This is a genomic window from Streptomyces sp. DSM 116795 (assembly GCF_055792905.1).
This window is the reverse complement of record NZ_CM147707.1, coordinates 2,479,096-2,493,859: the sequence shown is the minus strand read 5'-3', so window position 1 is coordinate 2,493,859 and position 14,764 is coordinate 2,479,096. Positions and strand designations below refer to the sequence as shown.

Here is a 14,764-nt window from a genome sequence, read left to right as displayed (position 1 = left end):
CAATCTGGTTGTCAAGACCTTTGACAGTCGTCCTGGGCCTTGTATTGATCGTCTTCGGGGGATTGGATGCGCCGGGCAGGACCTCTTGAGGGGACGAGTGTGAAGGCGGTCAGAGATGGCAACCGAGGACAACAAGCAGAGCGGGGCCGGGACCCCGGCCCCCTCTTCCAGCGAGGAGTACCGGCCGCCCGTACGGAAGGCGAGCTGGAAGCTGGTCGGGCCGGGCATCGTCGTCGCGGCGACCGGCGTCGGCGCCGGTGACCTGGTCGCCACGCTCATCGCGGGCAGCAAGTTCGGCTACACGCTCATGTGGGCGGCGGTCATCGGCTGCATCGTCAAGATCGCGCTCGCCGAGGCCACCGGCCGCTTTCACCTGGCCACCGGCCGCACCATCTTCGACGGGTGGCGCTCGCTCGGCCCCTGGACCACCGTCTACTTCGCGATATACGTCGTCGTCTGGGGATTCGTCTACGGCGGCACCGCGATGTCCTCCTCCGGGCTCCCCCTGGAGGCGCTCTTCCCGGGCGTTCTCGACCTCAAGGGATGGGCGATCATCACCGGCCTCGTCGGCCTCGTCTTCGTCTGGTTCAACCGCTACGCCGTCTTCGAGAAGGTCATGACGGTGATGGTCGGCATCATGTTCGTGGTCGTCGTCTACGTGGCGATCCTCGTCTCGCCCGACATCGGCGCCAGCTTCGCCGGGCTCCTCCCGGTCCTGCCGGACGGCTCGGTCTTCTACACCCTCGGCCTCATCGGCGGCGTCGGCGGCACCATCACGATGGCGGCGTACGGGTACTGGGTGAACGCCAAGGGCTGGACGGACAGCGGCTGGATGAAGATGATGCGGCTCGACAACCGCGTCGCCTACGTCACCACCGGCATCTTCGTCGTCGCGATGCTGATCGTCGGAGCGGAGCTGCTGCACTCCACGAACATCGCGATCGCCGAGGGCGACAAGGGCCTCGCCGACCTCGACAAGGTCCTCGAGGACCGGTTCGGCGCCTTCACCTCCACGCTCTTCCTCGTCGGCTTCTTCGCCACCTCCTTCACGTCCCTGATCGGCGTGTGGCAGGGCGTGAGCCTGATGTTCGCCGACTTCGTCGAGCGGCTGCGCGCCGCCCGCAAGGCCGGCGAGGAAGGCGGCGAGGACAGCGGTGACCAGGCGGTGGCGGCGGTGGCCGGCGGTCAGCGCGAGCGTTCGCTGCCCTTCCGCGCGTATCTGCTGTGGCTGACCTTCCCGCCGATGACGCTGCTCTGGCTGGAGCAGCCCTTCGGTCTGGTCGTCGCATACGGCGTGCTGGGCGCGTTCTTCATGCCGTTCCTCGCGCTCACCCTCATCTGGCTGCTCAACACCAGCCGTACACCGCGTGAATGGCGCAACGGCATTCTCAGCAACGTGATGCTCTTCGTCTCCGGGATGCTCTTCATCGTGCTGTGCGTGCAGCAGGTCAGGGAGATTCCCTGGTAGGACGACGAAGCCCCGGCGCGCTCCCGCCGCCGGCGCGGCCGGCCACCGCGCCAGCAGGGCCTGTTTCGAAGTAGCGTCGTCCGCCCGTTAGGGCGGGCGGGCCCCGCAGACGGGACTTCGGAATAGGCCCTAACTCCCCTTTGCCCGATTGACTGACGGGCAGGGCGGGGTATGGCAGGGGAGCGGCCGGGGCAGAAGCTGTTCCGAGGTCTGGGCTCCGCCCGTAAGGTGTGGTGTCGTCAGATCAAGATGACGATCGGGTACCTGGGCCGCGGGCCCGGCACAGAGCGCTCGGGGGCGGGGATGACCACTGCGATAGCAGTCACCAGCCACAGCCACATGCTGCCCCCGCCCGACCGGCACACGCCGCGTGCGCACGTCTTCCAGCCGCCGGACGAGCAGCCGTTCGACGTGGCGCTCGCCCAGACGCAGCGACTGCTCGAACAGCACGGCCACATGATCGTCGTCCATCCCACGACGCTGCCGAAGTCCTTCGTGCACAGGCTCCATGCCATCCGTTCCGTCCTGGAGACCGACCGGATCGCGCTGATGCCGACGGCACTGCCGCCGCTGGGCACGGGTGTCCTCGTACGGCAGTTGAGGCAGCTGTCGCTGTGCGAGTTCAGCCCCGGCGTGCTCGGCGCATCCGTACGCCTCCTTGCGCACTACATCTACGCGGGTGCGCTGCTGAGTTCCGTGGCGAAGCTCGATCACCTGCCGGTCTCCTACACCGAGCACGCCAGGTCCTGGAATCCCAAGGCGCAGTTCGCGGTGCTGGCGACGCCCACTCCGCAGCTCGTCCGTACCGACAGCGGTGCCCGCGGCGTGGCCCGGGCCGCTCTCACGGGGCCGCAGTTCCCCACGCATCTCACCTACGCCGACGGCCAGCTCAACTCCGACTGGGTCACCGGCCTGCTGGCTCCGCAGTGGCGCGTCGGCCAGGTGCAGGAGGCGTATCTGCCCGCGGAGTCGGCACGCTGGTGGGGGACCGGCAAGCTCATCGAGTTCGCGGCCGCGATCCCCGACGTGTCGGTGCTCTACCGGCTCGTCTCCTCCGTACGGCGGGACGAGTGCCACTGGTGCGGCCTCGAACTCATCGGGGACCGCTGCGCGTTCTGCGCGGCCCCGGCCCCACTCGGGTCCGGCTCGCGCAAGGCCGCGGCTCTGCGCCCGGCTCCGGCCCGCAGCCGCTCCGGCTCCGCTCTCACTTCCCGCATCGCTTCCGGTTCCGGTGATTCCGGCTCCGGCGGTTCCGCGCCCGGCTCCGGCAAGGACGGCGCCGGTGACCGTGCGGACGCCCCCGCCAGGGGCGGCGCGGGGCTCGGCGCGTTCCTCAAGCAGAAGCACGCCGCGGCGGCGCAGAAACAGGCCGCCGCCGCACGATCCGAACCGCAGTCCAGTCACGCCGTTGTCGCCGATCCCCGAGGTCTGTAGTCCATGAATTCACGCCAGCGCCGTGGCGTCATCCTGCTGGTCGTCTCCGTCCTGTGTGCCCTGGCGGCGTTCGGGGGCGTGCTGGCGTTCATACGTGACGTGGAGTCGAAGGTCGGCCCCGAGAAGACGGCGTACAAGCTGAAGGCGGACGTTCCGCCGTACAAGTCCCTGAGCGCGGGGCAGTTCGACAAGGTGTCCGTGCCGGAGCGCTGGCTGCCGGACACCGCGGTCACCGATCTCGGCGAGGTGCGCGGCAAGGTCGCCACCAACGAGCTCCGCAAGGGATCGTTGCTGCAGACGGACATGATCGACGACCGGCCCGAACTCAAGCCGGGCCAGCAGGAGATCGCCATCATGATCGACGCCGAGACGGGCGTCGCCGGCAAGATCAACCCGGGCAGCCGCGTCAACATCTTCGCCACCTTCGAGGGCGATCAGCAGGCGGCCGGCAAGGGCAAGACACCGAATCAGTCGAAGGTCATCGTCAGCGAGGCCGAGGTCATCGACGTCGGGAAACTGACCCCGTTCAAGGAGAACTCCGGCCAGGACGAGCGCACCCGGCTGAACGAACGGGACGGCGTCCCGATCACCTTCGCCCTCTCCACGGTGGACGCGCAGCGCGTCGCCTACGCGGAGTCCTTCGCGGAGCACGTCCGGCTCGCCCTCGTGGCTCCCGGCGACGGCAACGACATCCCCGAGAGCGACCGCACGTACACGCTCGACGGGGACAAGTGAGGCAGGTCAGCCCATGGTCACCCGCATTCAGCCAGCCGTAAGCGACCCGGAGGCAGCCAGGTCGGTCGGCGGTCTGCTCAGTCAGCTGCCCGACAGCGAGCCGGTACCGGCCGCCGTCGACTCCACCCAACTGCTGGACTCCCTCGCGCGGTTGGCGGAAGGCACCGTGGCGGACCTGCCCGAGGTCGTGCTCGTCCACGAACTCATCCGTCCGATGCCGGCGCTGGAGCTGATCCGTGAGATCGCGCTCCGCTTCCCGGCCGTCGGCGTCGTACTCATCACGCGCGACACCAGCCAGCCGCTCTACTCGGCGGCGATGGACGCCGGGGCGCGCGGCGTTCTCGGGCTTCCTCTGAGCTATGACGATCTCGCCGCGCGGGTGGGCGCTGCGGCGTCGTGGGCGGTGGGCGTACGGAAGCATCTGGGCGGCATTCCGGACGAGACGGCGGGTCCGGGCGGCACCGTCGTCGCCGTCACGGGTGCCAAGGGCGGTGTCGGTACGACGCTGACCGCTGTCCAACTGGCCCTCGCGGCACAGGCGTCGGGGCGCGGCACGGCTCTGGTGGACATGGATCTGCAGTCCGGGGACGTCTCCTCGTATCTGGACGTGCAGTTCCGGCGTTCGGCGGCCGACCTCGCGGGCATCGCCGACATCTCCGCGCGGGTGCTCCAGGACGCGCTCTTCGCGCACGAGTCGGGGCTCGGCCTGCTCCTCGCCCCGGGCGAGGGCGAGCGGGGCGAGGAGGTCGACGACCGTGCGGCCCGTCAGATCATCGCCGCGCTCAGGGCCCGCTACGACATCGTCGTCATCGACTGCGGCACCCAGCTCAACGCCGCCAACGCCGCCGCGATCGAGACGTCCGACAGCGCGGTGCTGGTGACGACGCCGGACGTGGTGGCCGTACGGGCCGCCAAGCGCATGGTCCGGATGTGGGACCGGCTGCAGATCCGCAAGGCGGAGGAGACCGTCACCCTCGTCAACCGCACCTCGAAGCTCACGGAGATCCAGCCGCCGCTGATCGCCCGTATCGTCGGGACACCCGTGGCCGGGACGACGATTCCCGCCAACTACAAGGAACTTCAGAGCGCCGTGGACGCAGGGCGCATCCAGGACGTCGACGCCAGAAGCGCGGTCAAGCAGGCCCTGTGGTCCTTCGCCGGCGAGCTGGGGCTGAGCACGGCGGCGGAGGTGTCGAGCGGCACCGGCAGGCACAGCAAGGGCGGTGGCAGGGGCGCCAGGGCCGCGAAGGGACAGGCGGGACAGCCCAAGCAGGTGCTGCCTCCGACGGGATCCGGTCCGGGCGGACGCGCGCTGCCGCCGGGCGGGGAGTCGGGCACGGCGTCGCGCGGGGCCGCCGGCGGGCAGGCGGGCACGCAGGCGCAGACGGGCAGGCAGGCACAGGCGGCGGGGGCGGGAGGCCAGGGAGCGCCACGCGCCGGGGCGGGACGTCCCGGCCCCGGAGGGACCCCGCCTCGTCCCCGGCACGCGCCGGGCAGCGCGGGAACCGGCGCGGGCACCGGCGCGGACGCGGCCGGCCGGCAGGCGCTGCCGCCCGGCGCGTCGAGCCGCACCCTGGGTGCTTCCCACGACGAGCCGAGGGCAGCCGATCACAGCGACCCGGACGTGGACCACCGTGACCGCGACCACCGCAGCCCGCTGGAACACAACAGCGCCGCCCCCTTCCACACCCGTACGCGCGTGGGGCCGGTCGGACCCGAGGTCGGACGCATACCGGGCCGGCCCGCGGCGCCGCCGGTGGACGACCTCGACGACGAGGGCGAGACGAGCGTCTGGGGCGAAAGGGGCGCCGTGACCCTGGAGTTCGCGGGAATGGCACCCGTCGTGCTCGCGGTTCTGGCGGTCCTGTGGCAGTGCGTACTCGTCGGATACACGTTCTCGCTCGCCGGCAACGCCGCCGACGAGGCGGCGCGCGCCGCGACCGCGGCCGCCTCGACCGGCGACGCGGAGGGCGCGTGCGAGTCGGCGGCGACCAAGCACCTGCCCGCCGAGTGGCGGGACAACTCGGCGGTCAAGTGCAGCCTCGACGGCCATCTGTGGAAGGCGGACGTCGACCTGTCGGCACCCGTCCTCTTCCCCGGCGCGGGGAAGCTCCCGTTCAGCGTCACCGGCACGGCCGGCGCCGCGGAGGAGGGGTGAGCGCCGCATGAGCCGCGTGAGACGCCCGCAGCGGAGACGGACGGGACCGGTACCGGAACGGACGGAAGCGGCACGGGTACCAAGGGTTCGGCGACGCCGCACGATGCGGGTCCCCCGAGTAAGGGCATGCCTGCGGGGCGGAGCGGATCGTGAACGCGGAGCGGAGCGCGAACGCGGCGCGTCCAGCCTGGAGTTGGCGGGGATGATGCCGCTGCTCCTGCTGGTGGCCATGGCCGCGATCCAGCTCGGCGTCGCCGGCTACGCCGTACAGCAGGCCGGTACGGGGGCCCGCGCCGCCGCACGCATCGCGAGCCAGGAGGACATCGCCGAGGACTACGCGACCTCGGGCAAGGCGGCCATGTCCAAGTGGACGGCTTCCCGGAGCAGTTTCGCCCTCGGCGGGGGAGAGGACGAGGTAAGGGTGACCACCACCGTCACCATTCCGTCCGTCGTCCCCGGCGTGGACGACTTCGGCGACGCGTCACGCTCAGCGACCATGCCGCGCGACTGATCACTGCGAACACACGGAGAGGAGGCCGGAATTGAGTCTGCGAGCCCGCATCACCACCCCAGAGTCCCGGACGCGCAACGGGGTTGCCGCCGACGGCGGCACCGCCCACCTCGTGTCCGCCTACCGCACGAAGCTCCTCGAAGAGATAGACCTCGCGGAGATGTCCGCCCTTCCCTCGCATGAACGCAGGGCCCGCCTGGAGCGCGTACTGGGGCACATCGTCAGCCGTGAGGGGCCCGTACTGTCCACGGCCGACCGGGAGTTGCTCATCCGGCGCGTCGTCGACGAGGCTCTCGGGCTCGGTGTGCTCGAACCGCTGCTGGAGGACGCCTCCATCACGGAGATCATGGTTAACGGACCGGATCAGGTCTTCGTCGAACGGTCGGGACGCGTCGAGCAGGTGCCGGTCCGCTTCGCCTCCGAAGAGCAGCTGATGCAGACCATCGAGCGGATCGTCTCGACCGTCAACAGGCGTGTGGACGAGTCGAATCCGATGGTCGACGCCCGTCTGCCCTCCGGCGAGCGCGTCAACGTCATCGTCCCGCCGCTCTCCCTGACCGGCCCCACGCTCACCATCCGGCGCTTCCCCAGGGCGTACGCGCTGCACGAACTGATCGCGCTGGGCACCCTCGACGAGCACATCGTGGCGCTGCTGTCGGGCTTCATCCGGGCGCGCTTCAACGTGATCGTCTCCGGCGGCACGGGCAGCGGCAAGACCACTCTGCTCAACGCGCTCTCCGGGCTCATCCCGGACCACGAGCGCATCATCACCGTCGAGGACGCGGCCGAACTCCAGCTTCAGCAGCGGCACATCATCCGGCTGGAGACCAGGCCGCCCAACGTCGAGGGCAGGGGCCAGGTCACGGTCCGCGACCTCGTACGGAACTCGCTGCGCATGCGGCCGGACCGGATCATCGTCGGCGAGGTGCGCGGCGGTGAGACGCTCGACATGCTGCAGGCCATGTCGACGGGGCACGACGGCTCACTGGCGACGGTGCACGCCAACAGCGCGGAGGACGCGCTGATGCGCCTGCAGACCCTCGCCTCCATGTCGGAGGTCGAGATCCCCTTCGCGGCGCTCCAGGACCAGATCAACTCCGCGGTGGACGTGATCATCCAGCTCGCGCGCTTCCCCGACGGCTCACGGAAGATCGTGGAGATCTCCCTTCTCGCCTCGCACGGCCGCGAGGTCTTCCGCATCGCGTCGGTCTCCCGGTTCGGCGCCGAGCCCATGTCCGCGGACGGCAAGGTGCACGGGAGCTTCGAGCATCTGCCCGTACCGCGGCGTGCCGCCGAGCGGCTGCACATGGTGAGCGAGACCGTGCCGCCGGTCTTCGGGGTCGCGGACGACGCGGACCAACTGACCACGAGGGAGGCGGTGTAGAGGGGTCCGCGGAACGAAGCCGGGACCCACCGGCGACACGGACACCGCAGCCGGTACGAGCACCGCAGCCAGTTCGACAGCCACAGCCAGGACGAGCACCGCAGCCAGTTCGACAGCCACAGCCGGTACGAGCACCACAGCCGGTACGACCACCGAAGCCAGGACGGACCACGGGACCCAGGACCACGCCATGGACACCACCGCACAACTCGCGCTCGGCGCCTTCCTGCTGGCCGGCGCCCTCGCCGTCGCCGCGGTCATGGCGTTCGCGTCGGGACGCGCGCAGAACAAGGAATTTCTGGAGCGCCTCTCCGACGAAGCGGCCGGCCGTGAGCTGCCGCCGGGCCGCCGCCGCGCCTTCACGGGCGTCGACAAGCGGCTGCGCGGCACCCGGCTGGGAAACCGCGTGCAGAGCGGACTGGCCGCGACGGGACTCGACATCACACCCGGCGAGTTCACCGTCTACGTCGGCGTCGTCGGCGCCGGCATGTGGCTGGTCGCCGCCTCGGTGCTCGCCCCGTTCTTCGGGCCGATCGCCGCGGTCCTCGTACTGCTCGCCGCCGGGGCGTTCCTGAGCCACCAACGGCAGCGCCGCACCGAGCAGTTCATCAACCAGCTGCCCGAGCTGTCCCGCATCCTCGCCAACGCCACCTCCGCCGGGCTCGCTCTGCGTACCGCGCTCGCCATGGCGGCGGACGAGCTGGAGGCCCCGGCGGGTGAGGAACTCACCCTCGTCAACAATCAGCTGGCCGTCGGCCGATCCGTCGAGGACGCCCTGAACGAACTCGCCGAACGTCTGCCGTCGCGTGAACTGGTCGTGCTCGTCACGACGTTGGTGCTCGCCAACCGGGCGGGCGGCACGCTCGTGGCCTCGCTGCGAAACCTCACCGACACCCTTGAGGAGCGCAAGGAGACCCGCCGCGAGGTGCGCACCATGCTCGCCGAAGTGAACGCGACGGCCTTCACCGTGCCCGTACTGGGCCTGGGCGCGATGCTGATGATGAACTCGATGATGCCCGGCGCCCTCGCCCGCGTCACCGGCTCGGCGATCGGTCAGCTCGCGATCATCGGAGCCGTCGGCCTCTTCGCCGCGGGCTTCTTCGTGATCCGCCGCCTCGGCAAGATCGAGATCTGAGGAGGAGACCGTGAGCGCTTTCCTGCCCTTCCTGCCCTTCCTCCTCGCCGCGGCCGCCGGCCTCGCCGTGTACGGGGCCATCGCGGGCATCCGCATGTACCGCGCCCACATCGAGCTGCCCAGCGACCTCGCCGTCGCGCTCGAGGTCGGCGCCACGCGTACGACCGCCCGCGAGGCCGCCGTCGACCGCATCGGCATGCCACTGGCACCGCTCGTGCTGCGGCTGATGGGCGAGGAGCGCGTCAACGCCAAGCGCCGCAAGATCGACCGGGCGGGCAACCCGGGCGGCCTCACCATCCACCGCTACGCCGCACGGCGTGCCGCGTACGGGGTCTTCGGCGTCGTCATGGCGGTCGTCGGACTGGCCGCCGACAGCTGGCTGTTCGCGTTCATCGTGCTGGCCTTCGGCTTCACAGCCGCGGAGCTCGGAATCCGGCAGGCCGTCCGCGACCGCAAGCGCGTCATCGAGCGCACCCTCCCCGACTTCCTCGACGTACTCGCCGTCGTCGTCTCCGCGGGCCTCAGCTTCCGGCAGGCGATGGAGCGCGTCGCCGAGCACTACGAGGGCCCGTGGGCCGACGAACTGCGCATCACGCTGCGGCAGATGGACCTGGGCGTCAGCCGCCGTGCGGCCTTCGACGAGCTGCGCAGGCGCAACGAGAGCGACCAGGTCGACCAGTTCGTCACCGCTCTCCAGCAGGGCGAGGAACTGGGCGCGCCCATCGCGGACACGCTCATCCAGATCGCCACGGACATGCGCCGTACGGACGCGCAGAACGCCCGCCGCCAGGCGGCCAAGACCGTGCCGAAGGCGACGATGACGACGATCGCCTTCCTGCTGCCGGGGACACTGCTGCTGATCGTGGCGACCTTCGTACTCGGCTCGGACACCGACTTCGGTTCCGTACTGAACGGGTGACGTGATGACGGCCCAACTGCCCGGTCCCACAACGGATTCCGCCAAACTCCGCCCGCGTTCCGCGGACCCCTTCGTCGGAGGCGGCCGATGTGGCACAGTCTGCATCCGGACAACAACGGTGGGCGACGCAGCGGAAGGGAAGCCGGAATGACTGGTCGTCGGCTCGTCACCGCCCTTTCCGACTGCCGCGCCGCGGCAGCCCGTTTCACGGGCGCCAGGACTGTGCAGAACTACAGCAGACGGGCCCGGGGCCTGCCGTCGCGCCCCAACTCGGCCATCAGCGAAGGAGATCGTGATGTCGAAGGCCATGCACCGCTGGCGCCACCGCGTCGTGGAGCGATTGCACGGGCGCTGGTCGGACAGCGGCGCGGGAGCGATCGAATACGCGGGCATCGTGATCATCGTCGCCGGGATCATCCTGGCGATCCGCGGACTCGGGCTGGACACCGCGATCTCCGGGGGGATCGCGAAGGCGGTCAACAACATCCTGGGTGGCTGACCAGACGGCTCGGGCACCGGGACGAGGGGGCGACGGTGATCCTCTACGGAGCCGTGATCACAGGTCTGCTCTTCCTCGCCTTCGCCTTCTTCGCCGTCGCCCAGGCGGGGACCGTACGCAACGGGGGTCAGTCGGCCGCGGACGCCGCCGCGCTCGCCGCGGCCCAGGACGACCGGGACGAGCTCTTCGAAGACTTCCTCGACGCCATCCTCGAAGGCAAGAGCCTGGAGGACATCCTCGACGGTCTCGGCTCGCTCTTCGGTGACGGCTGCGGCGAGGCCGAGCACTTCGCGGACCGCAACCGCTCGGACGTCCTCAGCTGCGACGCGGTCACCGAGGACGGGCACGACGGCTACACCGTGAAGGTCCGCACCCGTTTCGACACCGGCGACACGGTCCTCCCCGGCGCCGACAACAAGAAGGCCGAGGCCGCTGCCACAGCCGTCATCAAACCCCGGTGCGAGCTCGTGGACGACGGCAAGCTGATCGAAATCACCTGTGACGGCGAGGACTTGACCATCGACCCGGACGACATCGACCTCGAGCTGGAGCCGTCGGATCTCTTCTCGGTGGTGCTGGTCGACTGATGAGCGGACGACGAACAGGGGACGAGCTATCCATGACCATTCGGCGCGCCATGAGAGCCCGCAGAGGGACGACCGCGGCGGCGATCACCACCGGCCTGGTGCTCGCCGTTGCCGGCTGCAGCGGCGGGGACGACGGCGGGGACGAGGGCAATAAGCCGGGCGACGCCTCCCAGCAGGACGACGGCGGTGACGCGGGCGCCGGTGCCGACGAGACGAACGAGGTACTGGCGCAGGTCAAGGGCGGGAAGGGCGGAAACTTCACCCTGACCATCAATTCCGCGAAGCGCGACGACTCCGGATTCACCACCTTCAAGGGGAAGTTGAAGAACGAGGGCCCTTCGGTCGTCGTTCTGCCGGGATGGGCCAGCGAGGAGTCCGAACTCAAGAACAACGGGCTCTCGATGGCCGGGGCGACGATGGTCGACAAGAAGGGCAAGAAGCGCTACTTCATCCTCCGGGACACCAACGGGCACTGCCTCTGCACCAGGTTCACGGGCGGCCTGGACCAGGGCGAGACATCCGAATGGTTCGCTCAGTTCCCCGCTCCGCCCGCGTCGGCGACGTCGGTCGACTTCCAGGTGGCGGACATGCCCAGCGCGACCGTGAAGCTGTCAGGTGAGTGACGAGATGAAGCTGCCCGCGGGCCACTTGCTGCGCACCGTCCTGTGTACATCCGCCTCGGCCGTGCTGCTGACGGCGCTCAGCGCCTCCGGTGCCCGGGCAGACGACCCCACGCCGGAACCCACGGTCAAGGTTCCCAGCGGGCCGACGTCCCTCCCCGGCGCCGACGACCCCACGACCATCCCCACCACCGCCCCCTCCCTGCCCGGCGAGGGCGGCGCGCCCGCACCCGATTACAGCGAACCGCCGGACAACATCGGGGACTCCAAGCCGCCGGTGAAGATCGACGCGCAGGCGGCGGGGCTGAAGCTGGCCGACGGTGCGAAGCTCGCGCCGTCCAAGGTGCTGGACATCAAGTTCGTCACCGAGGACCTGACCGGTGAGGAACGCCGCGAAGACAGCACGGAGAAGACGAAGTTCACCCTCCAGGCGGAGGTGCTCTTCCCGAAGGACAGCTCGAAGCTCGACGGCAGTGCGCAGACCCGTATCGCGGACATCGCGGAAGAGGTCGATTCGCAGAAGGCGCAGGAGATCAACGTCTTCGGCTTCACCGACGACCTCGGCTCCTACGAGCACGGGAAGACGCTCTCGAAGAAGCGCGCCAACGCCGTACAGAAGGCGCTGGCAGAGGAGTTGGGCTCCACCGTCACCTTCAACGTGCGCGGCTACAGCGAGGACTACCCGATCGCGGACAACGCTTCCGAGGACGGCCGCAAGAAGAACCGCCGCGTCGAGGTGTCCTTCCCCCGCCAGGACTGACCCCCGCCAGGACTGACGAAGGGCGGGCACGGCGTTCAGCCGGCCCGCCCGATCGAGCGAGATGCGTGAGGCTCAGGCCGCTCGTGTGACCGCTGCCTGGACGGCGTGCCGCCAGTCCGTACGCAGACGGTCCAGCTCGGCGAGGTCCGCCTGCGACCAGATCGTACGGCCCGCGACATACTGGCGGATGGCCTCGTTGGCGTCGGCGATGGTCTGACCGTCGGAGACCGGCGGCTGGGAAGTCGAGGACATGAGTCCAGATTAGGGCCTGGCACTGACAGCCAACGGCCGAATAGCGGGCGATTTAGGTCACGTGACGCCAACTCAGCTCATGTAAACCTCTCGCGGGCCGACTTGCCTCAACCCTCCCCAACTCCGTCCGCGTCGGCTCTGACCGGCGCCTTCGTCCCATAAGCACGGGCCGCACCACTGTCCGCCCGCACGGGCCGCACTGCCGGCGCCCCGCACCGGCAGTGACCCATGCCTCACAGAGCGAGTGTCCTGCGGGTCTGTCCGTGACCGTGTGTACGGTCTTGGGTACTGCCGGACGTATGGGACGGGGGAGTTGTACGGATGTCGGGGGAAACGGCAGCGGACGGCCGGGCGGACCGGGCGCTGGACGAAGCGGCGGCGATGGTGGGGGAGTTCCGCCGCAGCCTGGTTCTGGTGCCCTTGTGCGGCGCCGGGTTGATGTCCGCGGAGCTGGGCGGTCTGCGCTGGATATATGCGTTCACTTCGCGGGAGGCCCTGGCCGCGTTCGCCCGTGGACGGGGCGAGGGCGGCGAGTGGGAGTTCCAGACGCTCTACGGGGCGCGGCTGCTGGACGAGGTGATCCCGTCCCAGGCCTTCCCCTGTGGCGTGGCGCTCGACGCGGGGACCGAGGAGGGGCTGCTGCTGCCACCGGTGCGGGGGATCGTTCCGGAAGGGGCGTCGGTGGAAGCGGCGATGGAGGCCGAGGCGGGCACAGCGGCGGTGGAGATGGTCGCACCGGCCGAGGGGGCTGAAGCATGAGCGGCTACAAGTTCGACCCCGAGGCGGCGAAGCGCCTCGAGAAGGGGCTGAAGGACGCGATCGCCGAACTGGAGTCGGTGGGGTACTTCTCCATCACCAGCCAGCAGGGTCACGGCTTTTCGAGCATGTCGATGACTGGGCTGGCGATGGGGGACGCCCAACTGGCCTCCGGTTTCAGCGAGTTCTGCGACCGCTGGGGCTGGGCGGTGAAGGAGAAGATCCACGACGCGAACCAGATGGCGCTCGGACTGGGCCTGAACGCGGGGCTGTACCACGAGCAGGAGGAGTACGTCGTCGGCAGCCTGAAGGAGCTGGCGGCCGGAGCCTCGAACGACCCGCTCGCGGGGATGAGCGCGTCCGAGGGGGCCGCGGACAAGTCCTGGGAGCAGATATCGCGGGACAACGCGAAGGGGGCGGCGCCGGACTATTCGCTGCCGGATTTCGACGACATGGGCGACCAGTGGGGGAAGGTCGCCGACGACGCCTCCACATCCCCGCTCATCGGCGGCGGTGACGGCAAGGGCGACGGCGGGCAGCAGCAGGGCAGCGGCGGGGGGACGCACTGATGAGCGACTGGATCGGCAGTGCGGGCGAGGCGATCGGCGACGGCGTCGAGTGGGCCGGCGACAAGGCCGCGGACGGCCTGGAGCAGATGGGCGGGGGCGCCGTCTCGGAGGGAATCCGCGACGGCAGCGAGTGGGCCGCCGACCGCCTCGGTGCCGAGGTCTCCGAGCGCGAACTGGGCACGACCGAGGACCCGAAGGAGCTGATCCACGGTGAGGTCAAGGAGCTGACCGGGACGGCGGAGCATCTGCGGGACTTCTTCCGCGCGTTCGAGCGCATGGGGTCGGGGATGCGGGGCCTGGACGCGGGCTCCTGGCGGGGCGAGGCGGGTGACAGGTTCCGGGAGAAGTTCGAGCCGCAGCCGAAGTTCTGGATCAAGCCCGCCGACGCCTGCGAGTCCGCGGCCAAGGCCCTGGTGACGTACGCGTCCACGGTGCAGTGGGCGCAGGACCAGGCGCGCGAGGCGATAGCCGCGTACAAGAAGGCGAAGGACACCTCCGAGGCGGCCGTGGCCGCCTACAACAAGCGGGCGGACGCCTGGAACCGGACTCCCAATCACGTTGTGACCGTCATGATTCCCAAGGAGGTCCGTCTGCCGTGAGTCCTGAGGAACGCTTGGCATCCTTGATCGATGAATTCTCTTCGGGAAGTGATCGATCGATGAAATTGGTCGCGGAAATTGAGGGGATTCTGGTTTCTGATTTTCTGGAGACCTCGCTCTATGAGTCCCTCGCCGAGCCGGTCTCTCTGTATCGTCCAGGAGCTGGGACTCCGTACTACGATGAAGAGGAAATGGCCCAGGTTCTCACGGAAGCGCGTCGGCAGATCAGTTCATGAGCGCAACTTGGTGTTCGGTGTGAAACCAGTCGACGATTCTGCTCCGCAAATCCAATCCTCGACCGGCAGGGGTTTCATCGCAGAGCACCATCTGCGAGGTATCAGTCAACATGGAAGGGCGGCACTGGTAGGCGGGCGCCCC

At 69.5% G+C, this 14,764-nt stretch carries 17 protein-coding genes; 16 read left to right on the top strand and 1 reads right to left on the bottom strand.

Annotated features, from left to right (window positions below; all coding sequences use genetic code 11):
* The first annotated feature begins 115 nt into the window (after positions 1-115).
* The 12 genes from ACSMXX_RS10515 (at position 116) to ACSMXX_RS10460 (ending at position 12,210) form a co-directional block, all read left to right on the top strand.
* Positions 116-1,468 carry an Nramp family divalent metal transporter gene (locus ACSMXX_RS10515; protein WP_473183775.1) on the top strand — a complete coding sequence of 451 codons (1,353 nt, stop codon included), beginning with the start codon at positions 116-118 and terminating at the stop codon, positions 1,466-1,468.
* A 303-nt stretch (positions 1,469-1,771) separates the two neighbouring features.
* On the top strand, positions 1,772-2,902 hold the full coding sequence (locus tag ACSMXX_RS10510; RefSeq protein WP_473183774.1) for a hypothetical protein: 1,131 nt from the start codon (positions 1,772-1,774) through the stop codon (positions 2,900-2,902).
* 3 nt (positions 2,903-2,905) lie between these two features.
* Positions 2,906-3,637: a Flp pilus assembly protein CpaB gene (gene cpaB, locus ACSMXX_RS10505; RefSeq protein WP_473183773.1), complete on the top strand. Its 732-nt coding sequence runs from the start codon at positions 2,906-2,908 to the stop codon at positions 3,635-3,637.
* A 13-nt stretch (positions 3,638-3,650) separates the two neighbouring features.
* The gene (locus tag ACSMXX_RS10500; RefSeq protein WP_473183772.1) at positions 3,651-5,795 is read left to right on the top strand and encodes a CpaE/TadZ family protein; all 2,145 of its coding nucleotides are present in this window, start codon (positions 3,651-3,653) and stop codon (positions 5,793-5,795) included.
* A 103-nt stretch (positions 5,796-5,898) separates the two neighbouring features.
* Positions 5,899-6,306: a TadE family protein gene (locus ACSMXX_RS10495; RefSeq protein WP_473183771.1), complete on the top strand. Its 408-nt coding sequence runs from the start codon at positions 5,899-5,901 to the stop codon at positions 6,304-6,306.
* Between the two features lie 31 nt (positions 6,307-6,337).
* Complete coding sequence (locus ACSMXX_RS10490) at positions 6,338-7,690, top strand: CpaF family protein (protein ID WP_473183770.1); 1,353 nt, start codon at positions 6,338-6,340, stop codon at positions 7,688-7,690.
* A gap of 190 nt (positions 7,691-7,880) precedes the next feature.
* A complete protein-coding gene (locus ACSMXX_RS10485) occupies positions 7,881-8,825 on the top strand; it encodes a type II secretion system F family protein (protein WP_473183769.1) in 945 nt (314 codons plus the stop codon).
* A gap of 10 nt (positions 8,826-8,835) precedes the next feature.
* On the top strand, positions 8,836-9,744 hold the full coding sequence (locus ACSMXX_RS10480) for a DUF5936 domain-containing protein (RefSeq protein ID WP_473183768.1): 909 nt from the start codon (positions 8,836-8,838) through the stop codon (positions 9,742-9,744).
* Positions 9,745-10,039: 295 nt separating this feature from the next.
* Positions 10,040-10,243, top strand: coding sequence for a hypothetical protein (locus tag ACSMXX_RS10475; protein ID WP_473183767.1), 204 nt, complete (start codon positions 10,040-10,042; stop codon positions 10,241-10,243).
* 35 nt (positions 10,244-10,278) lie between these two features.
* Positions 10,279-10,830, top strand: coding sequence for a hypothetical protein (locus ACSMXX_RS10470; RefSeq protein WP_473183766.1), 552 nt, complete (start codon positions 10,279-10,281; stop codon positions 10,828-10,830).
* Positions 10,831-10,862: 32 nt separating this feature from the next.
* Entirely contained in the window at positions 10,863-11,453 is a 591-nt protein-coding gene (locus ACSMXX_RS10465; RefSeq protein ID WP_473183765.1) for a hypothetical protein, read from the top strand.
* A gap of 25 nt (positions 11,454-11,478) precedes the next feature.
* Positions 11,479-12,210 (top strand): OmpA family protein, encoded by a 732-nt coding sequence (locus ACSMXX_RS10460; protein ID WP_473184722.1) that lies wholly within the window; start codon positions 11,479-11,481, stop codon positions 12,208-12,210.
* 72 nt (positions 12,211-12,282) lie between these two features.
* On the opposite strand, the gene ACSMXX_RS10455 is transcribed toward ACSMXX_RS10460, so the two are convergent.
* Positions 12,283-12,462 (bottom strand): hypothetical protein, encoded by a 180-nt coding sequence (locus ACSMXX_RS10455; protein ID WP_473183764.1) that lies wholly within the window; start codon positions 12,460-12,462, stop codon positions 12,283-12,285.
* A 321-nt stretch (positions 12,463-12,783) separates the two neighbouring features.
* Here ACSMXX_RS10455 and ACSMXX_RS10450 point away from each other — a divergent pair, with 321 nt between their 5' ends.
* From ACSMXX_RS10450 to ACSMXX_RS10435, 4 genes are read left to right on the top strand one after another with little or no spacing between them, the layout of a single operon-like run.
* The gene (locus ACSMXX_RS10450) at positions 12,784-13,221 is read left to right on the top strand and encodes an SseB family protein (RefSeq protein WP_473183763.1); all 438 of its coding nucleotides are present in this window, start codon (positions 12,784-12,786) and stop codon (positions 13,219-13,221) included.
* Positions 13,218-13,787, top strand: coding sequence for a hypothetical protein (locus ACSMXX_RS10445; RefSeq protein WP_473183762.1), 570 nt, complete (start codon positions 13,218-13,220; stop codon positions 13,785-13,787). The genes ACSMXX_RS10450 and ACSMXX_RS10445 overlap by 4 nt, the downstream gene beginning before the upstream one ends.
* Positions 13,787-14,386, top strand: a complete 600-nt coding sequence (locus ACSMXX_RS10440; RefSeq protein WP_473183761.1) for a putative T7SS-secreted protein — start codon at positions 13,787-13,789, stop codon at positions 14,384-14,386. The genes ACSMXX_RS10445 and ACSMXX_RS10440 overlap by 1 nt, the downstream gene beginning before the upstream one ends.
* A complete protein-coding gene (locus ACSMXX_RS10435; RefSeq protein WP_473183760.1) occupies positions 14,383-14,622 on the top strand; it encodes a hypothetical protein in 240 nt (79 codons plus the stop codon). Before ACSMXX_RS10440 ends, ACSMXX_RS10435 begins: the two co-directional genes overlap by 4 nt.
* Positions 14,623-14,764 lie beyond the last annotated feature (142 nt).

What these genes read in the sequence shown, in the direction of transcription:
- ACSMXX_RS10495 (WP_473183771.1), top strand. Translation starts at nt 5,899, where the DNA reads ATGCGGGTCCCCCGAGTAAGGGCATGCCTGCGGGGCGGAGCGGATCGT.
- ACSMXX_RS10510 (WP_473183774.1), top strand. Translation starts at nt 1,772, where the DNA reads ATGACCACTGCGATAGCAGTCACCAGCCACAGCCACATGCTGCCCCCG.
- ACSMXX_RS10500 (WP_473183772.1), top strand. Translation starts at nt 3,651, where the DNA reads ATGGTCACCCGCATTCAGCCAGCCGTAAGCGACCCGGAGGCAGCCAGG.
- ACSMXX_RS10445 (WP_473183762.1), top strand. Translation starts at nt 13,218, where the DNA reads ATGAGCGGCTACAAGTTCGACCCCGAGGCGGCGAAGCGCCTCGAGAAG.
- ACSMXX_RS10515 (WP_473183775.1), top strand. Translation starts at nt 116, where the DNA reads ATGGCAACCGAGGACAACAAGCAGAGCGGGGCCGGGACCCCGGCCCCC.
- ACSMXX_RS10455 (WP_473183764.1), bottom strand. Translation starts at nt 12,462, where the DNA reads ATGTCCTCGACTTCCCAGCCGCCGGTCTCCGACGGTCAGACCATCGCC.
- ACSMXX_RS10440 (WP_473183761.1), top strand. Translation starts at nt 13,787, where the DNA reads ATGAGCGACTGGATCGGCAGTGCGGGCGAGGCGATCGGCGACGGCGTC.
- cpaB (WP_473183773.1), top strand. Translation starts at nt 2,906, where the DNA reads ATGAATTCACGCCAGCGCCGTGGCGTCATCCTGCTGGTCGTCTCCGTC.
- ACSMXX_RS10485 (WP_473183769.1), top strand. Translation starts at nt 7,881, where the DNA reads ATGGACACCACCGCACAACTCGCGCTCGGCGCCTTCCTGCTGGCCGGC.
- ACSMXX_RS10475 (WP_473183767.1), top strand. Translation starts at nt 10,040, where the DNA reads ATGTCGAAGGCCATGCACCGCTGGCGCCACCGCGTCGTGGAGCGATTG.
- ACSMXX_RS10465 (WP_473183765.1), top strand. Translation starts at nt 10,863, where the DNA reads ATGACCATTCGGCGCGCCATGAGAGCCCGCAGAGGGACGACCGCGGCG.
- ACSMXX_RS10450 (WP_473183763.1), top strand. Translation starts at nt 12,784, where the DNA reads ATGTCGGGGGAAACGGCAGCGGACGGCCGGGCGGACCGGGCGCTGGAC.